The organism is Actinotalea fermentans, from assembly GCF_007991475.1.
In the GTDB taxonomy this organism is placed as follows: Bacteria; Actinomycetota; Actinomycetes; order Actinomycetales; family Cellulomonadaceae; genus Actinotalea; species Actinotalea fermentans.
Map to the genome: position 1 here is coordinate 612980 of NZ_BJYK01000009.1, position 15840 is coordinate 628819.

Genomic DNA, 15840 nt, shown 5'->3' on the forward strand with positions numbered 1-15840 from the left:
CCGCCGCCTCGGGCCGCCGCTGCGGCATGACAGGACGCGCCACTAGACGCCCTCCACCAGGGAGAAGACCTCGTCGAACCGGCTCAGCGCGTCGTCGACGACGGCGTCGGTGTCGGCCATCGACGTGTAGAGCCGCGAGCCGGCGAGCGTGATGATCCCGTGCGCCGCGTAGGCCGCGCCCATCTGCTCGATGAGCTCCTTGCGCGGCCCCTTCTCCTTGAGGAGCTTCACGGGGTTGTGCATGTCGAGAAGCATGACGCCGCTCGACTCCAGATGGACGATGGATCCGGTGTTGTAGACGACGTACGGCAGGCCGCGCTTGTCGATCAGCCGCTGCAGACCGCGCGTCAGGCGGTCGCCCGCGCGCCCGGCGACGACCGGCGCGTTGGTCCGCGCCATCTCCTCGATCGCGAAGTAGCCGGCCGCGCACGAGAGCGGGTTCGCCGAGAGCGTCCCGCCGACCTGGATGTGCGCGCCGGACTTGCCGTCCAGGCCCGAGCCGAAGACCGCCATGACGTCGGCCCGCCCGCCGACGCCGCCCGCCATCGGGTAGCCGCCCGCCACCGCCTTGCCGAAGACCGTGAGGTCGGGCACGACGCCGAAGTACCCGGCGGCCCCGCCCATGCCGACCCGGAACCCGGTGACGACCTCGTCGAAGACCAGCAGCGCGCCGAACTCGTCGCAGAGCTCGCGCACCCGCGCGTTGAAGTCCTGCGGGGCGGGCCGCGTGCCGGACTCGGGCCCGAGCGGCTCGACCACGACCGCCGCCGTCCCGCCGCGCGCCCGGTTCTCCACGAGCTTGCGCTTGAGCGCGCCCAGGTCGTGCGGGAAGAGCTCGCGGGTGCGGCTGGTCGCGCCGAACGGGATGCCCTTGGCGTTCATCCGGTAGGTGCCGGGCACGCGCAGCCCGTAGACCATCGTGTCCGACCAGCCGTGGTACGCCCCGCCGACCTTGATGACGACCGAGTTGCCGGTGAACGCCCGCGCCGCGCGGACCGCCGCCATCACGGCCTCGGTGCCCGACCCGAGCGACCGGTACATCTCCACGTGCGGCATGTACCGGTGGATCGACTCGGCGAGCTTGAGCTCGTACTCGTGGAACAGGCCCGTGACCGGCCCGGACTCGCGGATGACCTCGGCCACGCGCTCGTTCACAGGCGCGTAGTTCGAGCCGAGGATGGTCGGCCCGCCGGCCTGCAGGAAGTCGACGTAGGTGTTGCCGTCGAGGTCGGTCAGGTGCGCGCCGTGGGCGCCGGTGATCGCCAGCGGGAACGGGTAGTTGAAGGCCAGGTTGTGCTGCACGCCGCCGGGGATCCGCTGCTTGGCGCGGTCGGTGATCTCGCGGCTGGCCGGGCACCGCGTGTCGAACCAGTCGAGGACGTCGAGCAGCGCGTCGTGGCGCAGCCCGCGCACGGGCTGGGCGAGCAGCGCGCGCAGGCGCCGCATGACGTCGTCGACGTCCGGGTAGTCGCTGATCGCGTACCCGAGCCGCGCCGCCTCGCTGCCGGGCACCTCGACGACACGCGTCTCCGGCGCCGGGGGTTGTGCGCCGGAGACGTGCGCCGCGACTGCGTCGGCACTGGGCAGGATCGCCTCGGTGGCGACGCGCACCGGCGGGACGCCGGCGGTGATCTGGGCGCCGATGCGCTTCTCGTCGGCGCGGAGCTTGGTGAAGGCGATCTCCCGCACCCAGCCGGGGATCGTGTAGACCTTCTCGGGCTCGGTGAGCAGGCTCAGCAGGTAGGCGATCGACACCTTCTCGAGCAGCGCCATCGCGAAGACGGCGTGGTCCGGGTCGATGCCGAGGGTCACCACGCCGTGGTTGGCCAGGATGAACGCGTTGTCGCCGCTCGCGACCTGCTTCTCCACGTTCTTCGCGAGGAACCCGGTGCCCGACGGCGCGTAGTCGACGATGGCGACCCGACGGCCCAGGAACCGGACCTGCTCGTCGGTGAGCGCCGGGATCTCGCGCCGCAGGAAGGCGAGCGCCGACGCGTACGGCTGGTGGGTGTGCACGATGGCGTTGACGTCGGGCCGCAGGCGGTAGATGTTCGCGTGCATCTTCGCCTCGATCGACGGCGCCAGGTGCGTGGCCCCCGCGTCGGGCCGGTGCCGGCCGTCGAAGTCGACGATGCAGACGTCCTCGGCGCGCATCTTGGCGTAGTCGTAGTTGCTCGGCGTCACGGCGTACAGGCGCCGGCCCGGGACGCGCACCGAGACGTTGCCCTCGGTCGCCTTGAGGAAGCCCCGGTCGAGCATGGTCCGGCACATGTCGACCACGTGCTGACGCGTCCTCGCGTGCTCCATCGGGCCCCTCCTCGTGCGCCGGCCCCCCGGCGGGCCGCTTCTATCATTCCGAACAGCATCCACGGGGGACTACATCGGCGCAGGCCCATCCGGGCGGTGGTTCGCTATCACGGCTTGATAACCTGAGCCTCGATGGGCCAGCACCTCGTGTCCCCGACGCCGTGGCAGCGGCTCCCCGCGGCCGCGGCACCCGCGCTGCGCGCCCGCCTCGGCACGGTGGCCGACGCCGTCGCCCGCCAGGCCACCGAGGCGATCGGCACGGGGAACGACGACGCGACGCTCGCGCGCGACGTCCGGCGCGGCGTCGACGTCGCCCTCCAGCGGTTCGTCGACCTGGTCGGCACCGACGAGCCCGCACTGCCGGCCGGCGTCCGGGAGACCTTCGTCGACCTCGGCGCCGCCGAGGCCCGCGAGGACCGGCCGCCCGAGACCCTGCTCGCGGCCCTGCGGACGTCGGCGCGCGTCATGCTGCGGGAGACGGCCGACGCGCTCACGGACGCGCTCGCCCCCCGGTCGCTCACGACGGCGGCCCTCCTCGACCTGTCCGACGCCGTCACGGCCTTCGTCGACGAGCTCGCCGCCGCGACCACCGAGGGCTTCACGCTCCAGCTGCGCGAGCTCGCCGGCGAGCGCGACCGGCGTCGGCGGCTGCTCGCCGAGCTCCTCGTGCGGGGGAACGCGCCCGAGCGGGCGGTGCTCGCCGCGGCCGAGGGCATCGGCTGGCGCGGGGTGGGCGAGGTGGTCGCCGTCCTGCTGCCGCCCGAGCAGACGCGGCGGACGCAGTTCCGCTTCCGGGACGACGCGGTGGTGCTCGAGCGCGAGCGCGACACCGTGCTGCTCGTGCGGCACGGCCGGACCGCGACGCGCGAGCACCTGGCCCGCGTGCTCGCCGGGCGGGGCGCCGTCGTCGGGGTGACCGTCGACTGGCCTCGGGTGCCGCAGTCGGTCCGCCTGGCCGAGCTCGCCGCGCAGCTCGTCCGGGCCGGCGCGGGCGACGACGTCGGCGGGGTCGACGGCGGGCCGGTCGGTGACCCCCCGGTGTTCGCGGACGACCACCTCGCCACCCTCGCCGTGCGCGGCGAGCAGTCGGCGTTCGCCCTGCTCGGCGAGCGTCGGCTGGCGCCGTTCGCCGGGCTTCCCGAGCCCGCCCGCGGCCGTCTCCTCGAGACGCTGCGCAGCTGGCTGCGGCACTGGGGCTCGCGCGCCGCCGTCGCCGACGAGCTGCGCGTCCACCCGCAGACGGTCAGCTACCGGGTGCGCCAGCTCCGCGACCTGCTGGGGGCGGACCTCGACGACGCCGACGCGCGGTTCGAGCTCGCCCTGGTCCTCGCCGACCCCGTCGGGCGAAGGGTTCCTCCCGCATACCGGTAGGAACCCTTCAGCGGAGACGCGGGGGCACGCGACGCCCGACGGGCCTCGTCACGGAGCGTCTGTGGCGGCCGCCATCTCCTCGTGGTGCGTGGTGACCCAGAACCGCGCCGCCAGCACGAGCCCGAGCACCAGGAGGCCGCTCGTCAGGACGAACGGCCACGCGCGGTCCATGCCGGACAGCCAGCCCGAGATCCAGCCGAACGGCGCGACGACGAGCATCACGCACGTGCGCTGGATGGCCATGACCCGGGACCGCTCGTCGCGGTCCACGTGCAGGGCGACGAGCGACTCGGTGAGCATGAAGAGGATGCCCGCGCCGAACGCGTCCAGCAGCAGGCAGACCCCGAGCAGCACGTAGGTCGACGCGGTCGGCCCGTCGCCGCCCGCGGGGATCGCCACGAGCAGCAGCTGCCCGGCGAGGTACACGACGAAGCCCCACAGGGTGGGCCGGCGCAGGTTGAGCACGTGGGTGAGCCGCGGGATGACCGTGAAGAACAGCACCACGGAGAGCACCGAGCGGACCAGCGGGAAGAACGGCAGCAACGCGTCGGCCACGCCGAGGCGCTGGTTGACGGCGACCTGCCAGAACGTGCCGTTGACCAGCGTCACGGCGGCGACGACGGCGCTCAGCGCGAGGGAGAAGAGCGTCCCGCGCGAGCGCAGGATCAGGCCCAGCACCCCGCGGTACTGGGCGAGCAGGCGCCACGTGCTCACGCCGCGGGTCTGCTCGAGCCGCAGGCGGCCCGTCCTGGTCTCGGTCGACCACCGGTACAGGAGCGCGACCTTGCCGGTCATGATGACGGCAGCGTTGAGGTAGAGGATCCGCACCGCGGGCTCCAGCCCGTACTGCGCCACGAGGAGCGCCGCGATCGGGGCGAAGATCGCCGAGCAGTCGCCGGCGACCTTGACGAGGGAGTACAGCCGCGGGATCTCCGCCCGGTCCGCGTCCTCGACGAGCAGGCAGTCCCACGAGTTCTGGGTGACCTGCCACGCCCCGTTGACGACCGCCGCCACGAGGAACCACCAGAAGTTCTGCGCGAACGCCCAGATGAGGCACGGGATGGACCACGCGACGATGTCGAACACGGCGGTCGTCGCACGCCGCCCGAGCTTGTCCGTGATGACGCCGCCGAGCAGCCCGAACCCCACCTGGGACACCGTCCCGACGGTCGCGACGAGGCCGATCTGCTCGTCGGGCACACCCAGGGCGAGCATGAACACGGACGCGTACGGCAGCACCAGCGCCATCGACAGCCCCCACATGGGTTCCGTCCAGATGGCGGCGCGGGCGTTGCCCGTCAGGCCGACGAGCGACGCCAGCATCGGGTTCCGGGGTGTGCGCACGCAGAGTAGTTAAGCGGAGCCGGGCGCCGGACCTCGACCATGATCATCCGGCGCCCCGTCGGGGTGCCGCCGATCAGCCCCTGCACGCCGCGACCGTCGCCAGTACTCCGGCGAGCACGAGCCCCGCGGCCACGCGACGTCCCACCCTGGTCATGTCGACCTCCCGACCGTTCCGACCGGTCACCCCGGTCGTCCCGACCGTAGCGACGCGCGGCCCGGCGCCCGGGCCCCGTCACAGCGGGCCCACGGGACCTGCACATGATCACCGCACGCCGGAGAAGGCGAACTCAAAGGTGAGGTCGCCGCGAGGCAGCAGGTACTCCGGATGGGTGCGGGCGCCCCAGGAGTCGTCGCCGCCCACGCCTCGACGCATCAGCGCCGGGCGCAGGATCGTGTGCAGGACCGGCGGCAGCTCGTTCGGGTGCCGGGCGTTCTCGATCTCGAACGGCGTCCACGGCAGCGCCGAGAACTCCATCCCCCCGGTGCCCCCGGCGTCGGCGGCGCCATGGCACTCGTACCGCAGGCCCGCGCCGCGGCCGTCGGTCACCTCGGCCCAGCGCACGCCCGTGCGGCTGCCCGACTCCTGCGGGCGCACGTTGGGCGTGAGCTGCGTGACGACCTCGCCGGAGTACACGCCGAGGCGCGCGCCGCGGCGGCGGTCGACGTAGCACTCCTCCGGTCCGTCGCCGTACCAGCGCAGGTGCCGCAGGTCGGCGTCGGCCGTGAAGAGCACGGCCAGCTCGGGCGGGTCCGGCAGGTCTGCGCCCGGCCGCAGCGCCAGCGCGACCTCGACCCGCCCGTCGGCGAACACCCGGTAGGTGACGTCGCACTCGCTCGCGGGCGTCGTCGGCAGGAGCGACGCGCAGCGGACCTCCACGTGGTCGGCGTGCGCGACGACGTCGGGCAGCTCGCGGCCGGGCAGCGGCCGGGCGTAGCGCGAGGCGAGCAGCCACTGCCCGTCGCGGGCGGGCATGCCCCACCCGCGCTCGTTCGCCGTCGGCGCGTGCCAGAAGCTCGGGTGCGGCGGGACGCTGAGCAGCTCGCGGCCCGTCTCGGGCGTCTCGCCGAAGCGGTACGACACCAGGCCGCCGCCCGCGAGCGAGAACAGGGCCTCGAAGCGCGGCCCGCGGACGCCGACGTTGTGCAGGCCCCGCACCAGGACGGGCGGCTCCGCGCCGACCCGGGCCGGCGCCGTCGCGCCCGGGACCACGACCACCCGCTGCTCCCAGGCGACCTCGTGCCCGGCCGGCGCCCACCGGGCGTCCTCGCGCAGGCGCAGCGCGACGTCGACCGTGTACTCGCCCGGCGCGTCCGGGACGATCACCGGCATCGGGTACGTACGGCTTGCCCCGGGCGGGACGTCGATCGCCACGGGCGCCTCCGCGAGCACCGCACCCTCGCGCCGCAACGTCACGACGCACTCGAGGTCGTCGGTCCCCGTGAACAGGCGACGGCTGGCGATCTCGACGGCGTCGCCGACCGCGATCCGGAACGGCTGGTAGAGGTACCTGACCTCCTGCAGCTTCGGCGTCGGCGTGCGGTCGGCGAGGACGATGCCGTTGGCGCTGAACTCGCCGTCGTGCGGCCGGTCGCCGAAGTCCCCGCCGTAGCCGAGGTACTCGCGACCGTGCCGGTCCGTCAGGCGCAGCGCCTGGTCGGCGAAGTCCCAGATGAAGCCGCCCTGGTACAGCGGCTCGCGCTCGGCGAGGTCCACGTAGCGGTCCACCGCGCCGAACGAGGTGCCCATCGCGTGCGCGTACTCGCAGAGGATGAAGGGCTTGTCGCGGTGCGTGCGCAGGTACTCCTCGACCTGCGCCGCGGGCGTGTACATCTGGCTGACGACGTCGCTCGTGCGCGGGTACCGCGCGTCCCAGAAGACGCCCTCGTAGTGCACGGGCCGGTCGTCGACGGCGCGGAACCAGTCGGCGACCGCCGCGATCGTCGACCCGCCGAACGACTCGTTGCCGCACGACCACATGACGACGCACGGGTGGTTCTTGTCGCGCTCGAGCATGCTCGCGGCCCGGTCCAGCAGCGCGGGCAGCCACTCGGGGCGGTCGCCGGGCAGGGCGTCGGCGGGCTCGATGAGCCCGGCTGCCCGCGCCCACCAGCCGTGCGACTCGAGGTTCATCTCGTCGATCACGTACAGGCCGTACTCGTCGCACAGCTCGTAGAACGCGGTGCTGTTCGGGTAGTGGCTGGTGCGGACGGCGTCGATGTTGCTCGCCTTGATCAGCCGCAGGTCGGCCTCGATCTCCGCCCGGGTCATGACGCGGCCGTTCAGCCCGAACTCGTGGCGGTTGACGCCGTGGAAGACGATCCGCTCGCCGTTGATCCGCAGCAGCCCGTCCTCGATGCCGAACCGGCGCATGCCCACGCGCTGCACCACCACCTCGGTGGTCGCACCGTCCGCGTCGAGCACCTCGAGCTCGAGGCGGTGCAGGTACGGGTCCTCGGCGCTCCACAGGTGCGGCCGCTCGAGCGTGAGCGTGAGGTCGCCGGCGTCGTCGGGCACCAGGTCGCCGTGGCCCACCAGGGTGGCGCGCACCGCGCCCTGCCCGACGACGGCGGCCCGCACCCGCACCCGAGCGCTCGTCAGGTCCGGGGCGACCTCGCAGGTCACCCGCAGGTCCTCGAGGTGCGCGCGCGGACGCCGGTAGAGCACGACGTCGCGGAACAGCCCGGAGAACCGGAAGAAGTCCTGGTCCTCGATCCACGACCCCGCGGTCCACTTCACCACCTGCGCGGCGAGCACGTTCTCGCCGTCGCGCCACACGGGCGTCAGGTCGAACTCCGACGGCGTGAACGAGTCGGTCGCGTAGCCGACCCAGACGCCGTTCAGCCAGAGGGCCACCGCGCTCTCCGCGCCGTGGAAGCAGACGCTCAGGCGCTCGCCGTCGGCCAGCGGGCGGTCCAGGGTGAAGCTCGTGACGTACGAGCCGACCGGGTTGAACCGGGTGGGCACCTGCCCGGGCTCGACGGCCTCATGGCCGTCCCACGGGTACTGCACGTTCGTGTACTGCGGCCGGTCGTAACCGTGGAGCTGCAGGTGCCCGGGTACCGGGATCTCGTCCCAGCCGGACCGGTCGAAGCCCGGCTGCTCGAAGCCCGGGACGACGTCGGCCGGGCGAGGCGCGTAGTGGAACGCCCACGTCCCGCCGAGGGACTGCTCGAACCCGCTCACGCCGGTGGCCGCCTCCGCGAGGCTGCGGAACCACCGGTGGTCGGAATGGGCCGGGAGCCGGTTCTCCGCGACGTAGGTGGGGTCGGCGACGCGGGCGATGTCGAAGGTCACGTCCTGGCTCCTGTGCTGGCTCCCGCGCCGGCACCTGCGCCGACCCGGTGACCACATTCTCGACCACCGGGCACCGTCAGTGGTGGTGCGCGGGTGCACCCTCCTCGACCGGCGTCGCACCGGGCAGCGTCCACTGCACAGCCGGGCGGCTCGTCGGGCCCCAGGTGGCGTTGCCGCCGGAGTCGGTGCGCCAGAACCAGCCGGGCTCCCGGCCCTGCGGCCAGCCCTCCGGCACGTCCTGCCACGCCTCGCGCCGGCCGTAGGGCGTCATGTCGAGCACGCCGAGCTGGGGGTTCACCACCTCGTTCCCGCGCCCCGTCGTCGCGTACGTGAGGAAGGCGCGGTCGCCGTCGCGCAGGTAGCAGGTGAGCGAGCCCATGTGCTGCCCGACCGGGAACGCCACGCCGCGGACCGAGTACCACGGCTGGCGGTAGCCCATGAACTCCACGAACGGCGCCACCTCGTCCCAGACCCCGGTGGTGACGACGGCGAACGCCACGCCCCGCGCCTCGAGGTAGCTCGTGTCGCGCAGGTGCCACGCCGCCCAGGTGCAGCCCTCGCACTGGCCGGCGTGCGGGGCGCCGTCGTGCCACATGTGCTTGTAGACGACCAGCTCGTCGTGCCCCCGGAACAGGCTCAGGAAGGGGACCGGGCCGTCCGCGCCGACCACCTCGACGGTCGGGTCGAGCTCGACCATCGGCAGGCGGCGCCGGGCCGCGGCGATCACGTCGCCCTCGCGGGTGTGCGCCTTCTCGCGGGCCAGCAGCTGGTCGCGCGCGGCCTGCCAGGTGGCGAGGTCGACGACGGGCGGGCGGCCCGCCGTCGGGCCGGACGGGGTGGGCGGGGTCGGTGCGCTGGTCATGCGTCCTCCTCGGGGCCTCGCGGCGGCGGTGCGCCGGGTCGTCACCACCACTGACCGCGGCCGTCGGCGGAACTGATCGGCCTGCCGCTCCGGACCACCACGTCCGCCGGGCGGACCGTGTGACCGTGGACGCCTCAGCCGGTCGTGACGTCCCCCATCTCGACGACCTCGAACTCGCTGCCCGGGACGGTCTTGAGGGTGTTGAGCTGGTCGTCGTCCCATCGCGCGTCGGGCGTGCCGGAGACGTACCAATCGGAGCCGTTGTCGGCCAGGATCAGCCCGTAGTCCTTCATCGCCTGCAGGATCACGCGCGCCTGGTAGGGGAAGCCGGAGATGTCGAAGCCGGCCCGGAGCCGCACCTGCATGCCCATCGGCGGCAGGGAGTCGCTCGGGTTCGAGCTCGCGAAGTGCCGCGCCGGCGCGACGTACGCGCGCCGGGTCTGCGCGACGGTGAACCGCAGCGCGTGGTCGATCCGGCCGGCCGCCACCTCCTCGTACCGGACCAGCCCCGGCAGGATCGGCAGGCCCGCGGCGTCCGCGCTCGTCCAGCCGGCCGGCCGCGTCGTGCCGTTCACCAGGTCGAACACCGCACCGCTCCCCGCGTGCCAGGACCCGTCCGGCTGCGGGTAGGCCGCGTAGAGCTCGTAGAGCGTGCGCGTGCCGGCGTCGACGACGAGGACGTGCCGGTCACCGCCGGAGGCAGCGCCGCCCTCGATGGGGGCGTCCGGCGGAACCGGGTACGGCCCCGGGTCCGACTCGTCGTCGTAGTCGAACGTCACCGCGACGCGCGGCTGGTCCGGGCCCACCACGACGTACGGGATGCCGAACGGGCCGCCGTCCCAGTCGGCGCCGAAGTCCATGTGCAGCCGGTCGCTCGCGCCGATCGACGCGATCAGGACGGCGGACCCGGGGTCCACGTCCGCGCCGTCCACGCGGGTGTTCCACGGGTCGTCCGCCGGGAAGGGCCGGAACCCGAGGTCCGCCATCGGGCCGGTCGCGTAGACCGGGTCGGGGTCCGGTTCCGGCACCGGCTCGGCCGCGTGCACGTAGCCCACGACGTCGATCACCACGTGCGCGCGCGTGGCGGGGAACATGTCGCCGTGCACGACGATGCGGCCGTCGGGCCCGAGGCCCACGACCGCCTGGTTCGCGACGTCCCGGCCGACGATGAAGTTCACCGACGACGTCCGCGGCACCGCGCCGGCCAGCCAGGGCCCGAGCCGCAGGTTTCCGACGTCGGTCGGGCCGACCGCCGCCAGGTTCACCACGACGGCCGTCGCGTCCGCGGGCACCGGGCCCACGCCGCGCAGGGTGAGCGCCCGGCTCTCGGGCCCGAAGGGCCGGTCCCAACCGAGGCCGATCCGGGTGTCGACGACGCGCGTCGGCGTCGTGCTCACGACGGCGGCACCGCCCGCCACCCAACCCACGACGTCGAGCACGACGTGCACGGGCGTCCCGGTGTCCGACCACAGCGCGATCGACCCGTCGGTACCGAGCCGGACGACGCTCGCGTTCGCCTTGTCCCGGCCGGGCGCGTAGTTGAGCGTCGACGTGCCGGGCACGGGCGTGCCGCCGGCGAAGACGCGCAGGTGCCCGACGCTCGACACGCCCGTCACCGCCACGTTGAGGAGGACGGCGGCGGCGTCCTCGGGCACGCCCACGCGCCCGGCGACGTCGACGGTGTGCACGCGGCGCGGGGCGATCGCCCCCACGAGCTGCCCGCCGGCCGTCCGCGTGTCCAGCAGGCGCCGGGACATCCGGGTCACGACGCCGGAGCCCGGCATCGTGTACCCCATCACGTCGATGAGGATGCCCGCGTCGCTTGCACCGCGGGTCAGGTAGCAGATCCGGCCGCTCGCGGGGACGGCGACGAAGGCGCTGTTGGCGACGTCCTGCCCGGCTCGAAGTTGACGGTGGAGCCGGCCGGCGCGGGGGTGGCGCCTGTGCCGGTCGAGTCGGGGTAGACCACCACGTGCCCGGGGCCGCCGGGGCGCACCGTGGTGACGTTCACCAGCACGCCGGTCGCGTCTGCCGCGACCCCGCCGGCGCCCGTGACGGTGGCGCAGCGCACCCGGCCCGCCGGTACCGGCCAGTCCGCGACCACGCGCACGGGCTCGCCCGTGACGACGGTCGCCTGGACGGCTGCAGCTGAGGGGCCGTCCGGCGGTGGCGCGACAGCCGCCGACGCCGGGCCGCCCACCACCGAGGCGGCGAGTGCGCACGCGATGCCCGCCACGACCGGCACGAGCGCCCGGCTTCGCGTGAGCGGGACCATCGCGCGCTCCCTCCGTGGGGCGACCACGCCCCGTCACCCGATGGTGACAGAGCCCCTCGCCACCGCGACACCCCGCGCCTCGCCCGCGCGTCAGCCGTCCACGGCCTCCAGCGCGAGACGCGTGAGGCGGCGCCCCGCCACGGCGGTCACGACGACGTCGTGCCCGTCCACGCGGACGCGGTCGCCCACCACGGCCAGCCGGCCGAGCCGGTGGATGACGTACCCGGCCGCCGTCTCGTAGGGCCCGTCCGCGAGCGGGACGCCCGTGATCTCCTCGAACTCCTCGATGGTCACGCGGGCGTCGATCTCGCGCGCGCCGCCCTCGCCGTGCACCGACGGCTCCGGCACGTCGTACTCGTCGTGGATCTCGCCGACCAGCTCCTCGACCATGTCCTCGAGCGTGACGATGCCGTCGGTCCCGCCGTACTCGTCGACGACCACCGCGATGTGCGCGCCCTGCGCGCGCAGCAGCGACATCGAGGGCAGCAGCCGGTTCGTCACCGGCAGGAACGGGACGGGCCGCACCAGGTCGGCGACCGTCGCGTCCTCGTCGAGCCGGCCGAGCAGGTCCCGCACGTGCAGGAACCCCAGCACGTCGTCGAAGCCCTCGCCCGTGACCGGGTAACGCGAGTACGGGCTCGCGCGGACGACGTCGGACGCCTCCGCGAGCGTCAGCGCGCCCGGCAGGAAGGTGACCTCGCCGCGCGGGCGCATGACCTCCCCGAGGGTCCGGTCGCCCGCCTCGAACACGTCGTCGAGGATGCGGCGCTCGTCGTCGGGCAGGCTGCGGTGGCCGGTCACCAGGTCGCGCAGCTCCTCCTCGCTCATCTCCTCCGTGGTCGCCTTCGGGTCGCCGCCCACCAGCCGCACGACGGCGTCCGTCGAGGCCGACAGCAGCCGCACCACCGGCCGCATGAGGGAGGCGAAGCGGTCGAGCGGCGGCCCGACGACGAGCGCGAGCGACGCCGCGCGCTGCAGCGCCAGGCGCTTGGGCACGAGCTCGCCGAGCACGAGCGACAGGTACGCGATGACGAGCGTGAGCAGCACGAGCGCGAGGGGCTCGGCCACCCCCTCGGACAGGCCGAGGCCCGTGAGGGCGGGCACGAAGTCGGGCGCGAGGGTCGAGGCGCCGTACGCGGCCGAGAAGAAGCCGGCCACGGTCACGCCGATCTGCACGGCGGCGAGGAAGCGGTTCGGGTCGCGGGCGACCGCGGCGACCCGTGCGCCGCGGCGTCCCTGGTGCTCGAGCCGGTCGACCTGGCTCGGGCGCAGCGAGACGAGCGCCAGCTCGGTGCCGGCGAAGACGCCACCGACCAGCACGAAGACGAGCACGAGGCCGATGTTGAGCAGGGTTCCCTGGTCCATCAGGTCCACCCCCTCCCGGCACGGTCACGGTGCGCGCGCACCGACAGGCGAAGGGGGCGGCCGGGACTGCAGGGGTCGTCCATGCCTCCAGTAGACGAAATCGGCGTGGCCATGGTCAACGTGGCGCGGGCCCGCTCGCGCTGGGCGAACACGGCGGCGCGACGGGGCGGCGCGACGGGGCGGCCCACCGCGGCGATCCCGGCCCGTGCCGCGATCCGGCTTGACGCCGCGCGTCGGGCGTCCCCAAGGTTGGCCGGTGCCCGCCACCCACCGACCCGGACGCCGGGGCTACCTGCTCCTCGCGGCCCTGGGCGTCGCGTGGGGAATCCCGTACCTGCTCATCAAGATCGCCGTCGAGGAGCTGCACCCGACGACGCTCGTCCTCGGCCGGGTGCTCATCGCCACCGCGCTGATGCTGCCGCTGGCGGTCGCGCAGGGTGCCCTCGCCGGCGCGCTCCGGCACTGGCGCGTCGTGGTCGTCTACGCGCTGATCGAGATCGTGCTGCCCTGGTTCTTCCTCACGCGCGCCGAGCAGCACCTGCCGAGCTCGCTGACCGGGCTGCTCATCGCGGGCGTGCCGATCGTCGGCGTCGTCATCGCGCTGGTGACGCGCAGCGGCGAGCGCCTGGGCGGGCGGGGCGCCGTCGGGCTGGTGGTCGGACTCGCGGGCGTCGCGCTGCTCGTGGGCTTCGAGAGCGGGGCGACCGGCGGGGGCGGCGAGGCGCAGGCGGTGGCCGAGCTCGCGATCGTCGTCGTCTGCTACGCGATCGGGCCGGTGATCATGAGCCGGCACCTCGCGGCCGCGCCCGCGACCGGCGTCATCGCGCTCAGCATGGCGACGGCGTCCGTGGTCTACGCGGTGCCCGGCATCGCGTACGCGCCGACGCAGTGGCCGTCGGCGGAGGTGACGGCCTCCGTGGTCGCGCTCGGCGTGATCTGCACGGCGCTGGCGTTCGTCATCTTCTTCGCGCTGGTCGCCGAGGTGGGTCCGGTCCGCGCGACGCTCGTCACGTACCTGAACCCGGCGGTCGCGGTCGCGGCCGGCGCCCTCGTGCTGGGCGAGCCGATCAGCTGGCTCACCGCCGCCGGGTTCGTGCTCGTGCTGGCCGGGTCCGCGCTGGCGTCACGCCGGACCCCGGCCGCCGCGGAACCGGCGACCCCGGAGGCACCACCGGTGGTCGCCGAGGCGGAGGCCGCGGAGGCGCGCTGACGAGCCAGCCACCGTGAAGCGTTCCGTTCGCCCACCGGCAGGAACGCTTCACGATCCGGGCGGGCCGCCCGGTCAGTGCTCGCGGAGGTCCGGGCAGACGTCCGCAGCCGCCTCGTCGGCGGCGATGTACGCCTCCTCGCGGTCGTGCCGGGCGTAGCCGGTCCGCGAGTCGTACACCTCCGCGGCCAGGCCGGCCTCGAGCTGGCGCAGGCCCACGTCCACCACGACGCCGTCGACGCTCACCTCCACGAAGCGGAGCAGGCGCTCGTACCGGTCGCGGTCGTCGGAGCTGCCGACGACGAGCGTGACCTCCCGGCCCGTGACCAGGTCGGCCGCCAGCGCGGTCGCCTCCGCATACCCGCACTGGTCGCGCTCGGGCGTGTCGATGCCCAGCAGGCGCACCCGCTCGACGACGCCGTCGCGGCTCACCTCGATCGTGTCGCCGTCGATCACCTGGGTGACCTGCCAGCCCGCCTGCGCCGCACCGGGTGCGTCGGCGCGCGCGCCGGCGTCGGAGGCGCTCCCCGAAGCGCCGTCGGTGCCGCCGTCGGGACCCGCCTGGGTGACCTGCCACCAGACGAGGACGGCGAGCGCGACGAGCGACAGCAGCAGCTGCCGTCGCCCGCCGCGTCGTCGTCTCATGCCGCGACCGTAGGGCATCAGCCCGGTGCCGCGGTGCCGCCCCTCCCGGGGCCAGACGCGCGCCCCGTCAGGGCACGGTCACGAGCGTCTTGATCACGCCCGGCGTGCGCTGCTCCATGTCCGCGTAGGCCTGCTCGATCTCGGCGAACGGGCGGGTGGTGGTGAACATCGGCGACGGGTCGAGCCGGCCCTCGGCGATGAACCGGAGCAGGTCGTCCATGTGCCGCAGGTCGCCGAGGCCGGTCCAGAGCGTGACGTTCTTGAACAGCAGCTGCGCGAAGGGCAGCGGCACCGGCTCCGCCGGGATCCCGACGACGCCGATCCGCCCGCCGGTCGCCACGAGGTCGCACGCGAGCGCGAGCGTCACGGGCAGGCCGACGGCCTCGACGACGGCGTCGGCGCCCACGCCACCGCTGATCTCCGCGACCGCCGCGGCGACGTCGTCCCCTGCGGCGAGCGCGTGCGTGGCGCCGAGGGTGCGCGCCACCTCGAGGCGGTCGGGCATCGCGTCGACGGCGACGATCGCGCGCGGCGCGTGCAGCGTCGCCGTGTGCACCGCGGACAGGCCGACGGGCCCGCAGCCCAGCACCACGACCACCTGCCCGACGTCGGTCACCGCCTGCCGCACGGCCGTCCAGCCGGTCGAGAGCACGTCCCCGACCGCGAGCGCCTGGGCGTCCGTGACGCCGTCCGGCACGCGCGAGAGGTCCATGTCCGCCCACGGGACGCGGAGGAGCTCCGCCATCGTGCCGCCCCAGCCGCCCCAGCGCGCGCCCGAGCCGAGCACGCCGCCACGCTCGCACCGCTGCGTCTGGCCGCGCCGGCACGCGCCGCAGCTGCCGCACCACGGCGCCGCCGGCCCGACGACCCGGTCCCCGACGGCGAACCGCGTCACCGCCGCGCCGACGGCCACCACCTCGCCCACGTACTCGTGGCCGAGGGAGAAGCCCCACGGCGTCGGCAGGTGACCGTGCACGAGGTGCACGTCGCTGCCGCAGACGGTCGTGGCCCGGACCCGGACGACGACGTCCGTGGGCGCCTCGATGACGGGGTCCGCCGCCTCGACGAGCCTGACCGAGCCGAGTGAGTCGCAATACATGTGCTGCATGACGACCTCCAGAGGGAACACCCCTGCGCGGTCCTCACGCTAGGCGCGCGCTGCGCGGGCC

General features: G+C 74.4%; 11 protein-coding genes. 2 read left to right on the forward strand and 9 right to left on the reverse strand.

Annotation, left to right across the window (positions count from 1 at the left end; genetic code table 11):
* Positions 1-42: 42 nt before the first annotated feature.
* Positions 43-2307 (reverse strand): aminotransferase class III-fold pyridoxal phosphate-dependent enzyme, encoded by a 2265-nt coding sequence (locus tag AFE02nite_RS14880; RefSeq protein WP_034244083.1) that lies wholly within the window; start codon positions 2305-2307, stop codon positions 43-45.
* Between the two features lie 132 nt (positions 2308-2439).
* Here AFE02nite_RS14880 and AFE02nite_RS14885 point away from each other — a divergent pair, with 132 nt between their 5' ends.
* Entirely contained in the window at positions 2440-3678 is a 1239-nt protein-coding gene (locus AFE02nite_RS14885) for a helix-turn-helix domain-containing protein (protein WP_034244080.1), read from the forward strand.
* 48 nt (positions 3679-3726) lie between these two features.
* Here AFE02nite_RS14885 and AFE02nite_RS14890 read toward each other — a convergent pair whose 3' ends face one another.
* From AFE02nite_RS14890 to AFE02nite_RS14915, 6 genes are all read right to left on the reverse strand, one after another.
* Positions 3727-5022, reverse strand: coding sequence for an MFS transporter (locus AFE02nite_RS14890; protein WP_146819903.1), 1296 nt, complete (start codon positions 5020-5022; stop codon positions 3727-3729).
* A gap of 262 nt (positions 5023-5284) precedes the next feature.
* Entirely contained in the window at positions 5285-8317 is a 3033-nt protein-coding gene (locus AFE02nite_RS14895; protein ID WP_034244075.1) for a glycoside hydrolase family 2 TIM barrel-domain containing protein, read from the reverse strand.
* 76 nt (positions 8318-8393) lie between these two features.
* Complete coding sequence (locus tag AFE02nite_RS14900; RefSeq protein WP_034244072.1) at positions 8394-9179, reverse strand: DUF899 family protein; 786 nt, start codon at positions 9177-9179, stop codon at positions 8394-8396.
* Between the two features lie 134 nt (positions 9180-9313).
* A complete protein-coding gene (locus AFE02nite_RS17515; protein ID WP_186814573.1) occupies positions 9314-10978 on the reverse strand; it encodes a hypothetical protein in 1665 nt (554 codons plus the stop codon).
* A 35-nt stretch (positions 10979-11013) separates the two neighbouring features.
* Entirely contained in the window at positions 11014-11454 is a 441-nt protein-coding gene (locus tag AFE02nite_RS14910) for a hypothetical protein (protein WP_034244069.1), read from the reverse strand.
* Positions 11455-11544: 90 nt separating this feature from the next.
* Positions 11545-12819, reverse strand: a complete 1275-nt coding sequence (locus AFE02nite_RS14915; protein WP_034244067.1) for a hemolysin family protein — start codon at positions 12817-12819, stop codon at positions 11545-11547.
* Positions 12820-13075: 256 nt separating this feature from the next.
* On the opposite strand from AFE02nite_RS14915, the gene AFE02nite_RS14920 reads away from it, so the two are divergent.
* On the forward strand, positions 13076-14029 hold the full coding sequence (locus AFE02nite_RS14920; RefSeq protein ID WP_034244064.1) for a DMT family transporter: 954 nt from the start codon (positions 13076-13078) through the stop codon (positions 14027-14029).
* Between the two features lie 72 nt (positions 14030-14101).
* Here AFE02nite_RS14920 and AFE02nite_RS14925 read toward each other — a convergent pair whose 3' ends face one another.
* Together AFE02nite_RS14925 and AFE02nite_RS14930 are read right to left on the reverse strand one after the other, a co-directional pair.
* Positions 14102-14671 (reverse strand): thermonuclease family protein, encoded by a 570-nt coding sequence (locus AFE02nite_RS14925; protein WP_186814574.1) that lies wholly within the window; start codon positions 14669-14671, stop codon positions 14102-14104.
* Between the two features lie 67 nt (positions 14672-14738).
* Positions 14739-15800 carry an alcohol dehydrogenase catalytic domain-containing protein gene (locus tag AFE02nite_RS14930; RefSeq protein ID WP_052113467.1) on the reverse strand — a complete coding sequence of 354 codons (1062 nt, stop codon included), beginning with the start codon at positions 15798-15800 and terminating at the stop codon, positions 14739-14741.
* Positions 15801-15840 lie beyond the last annotated feature (40 nt).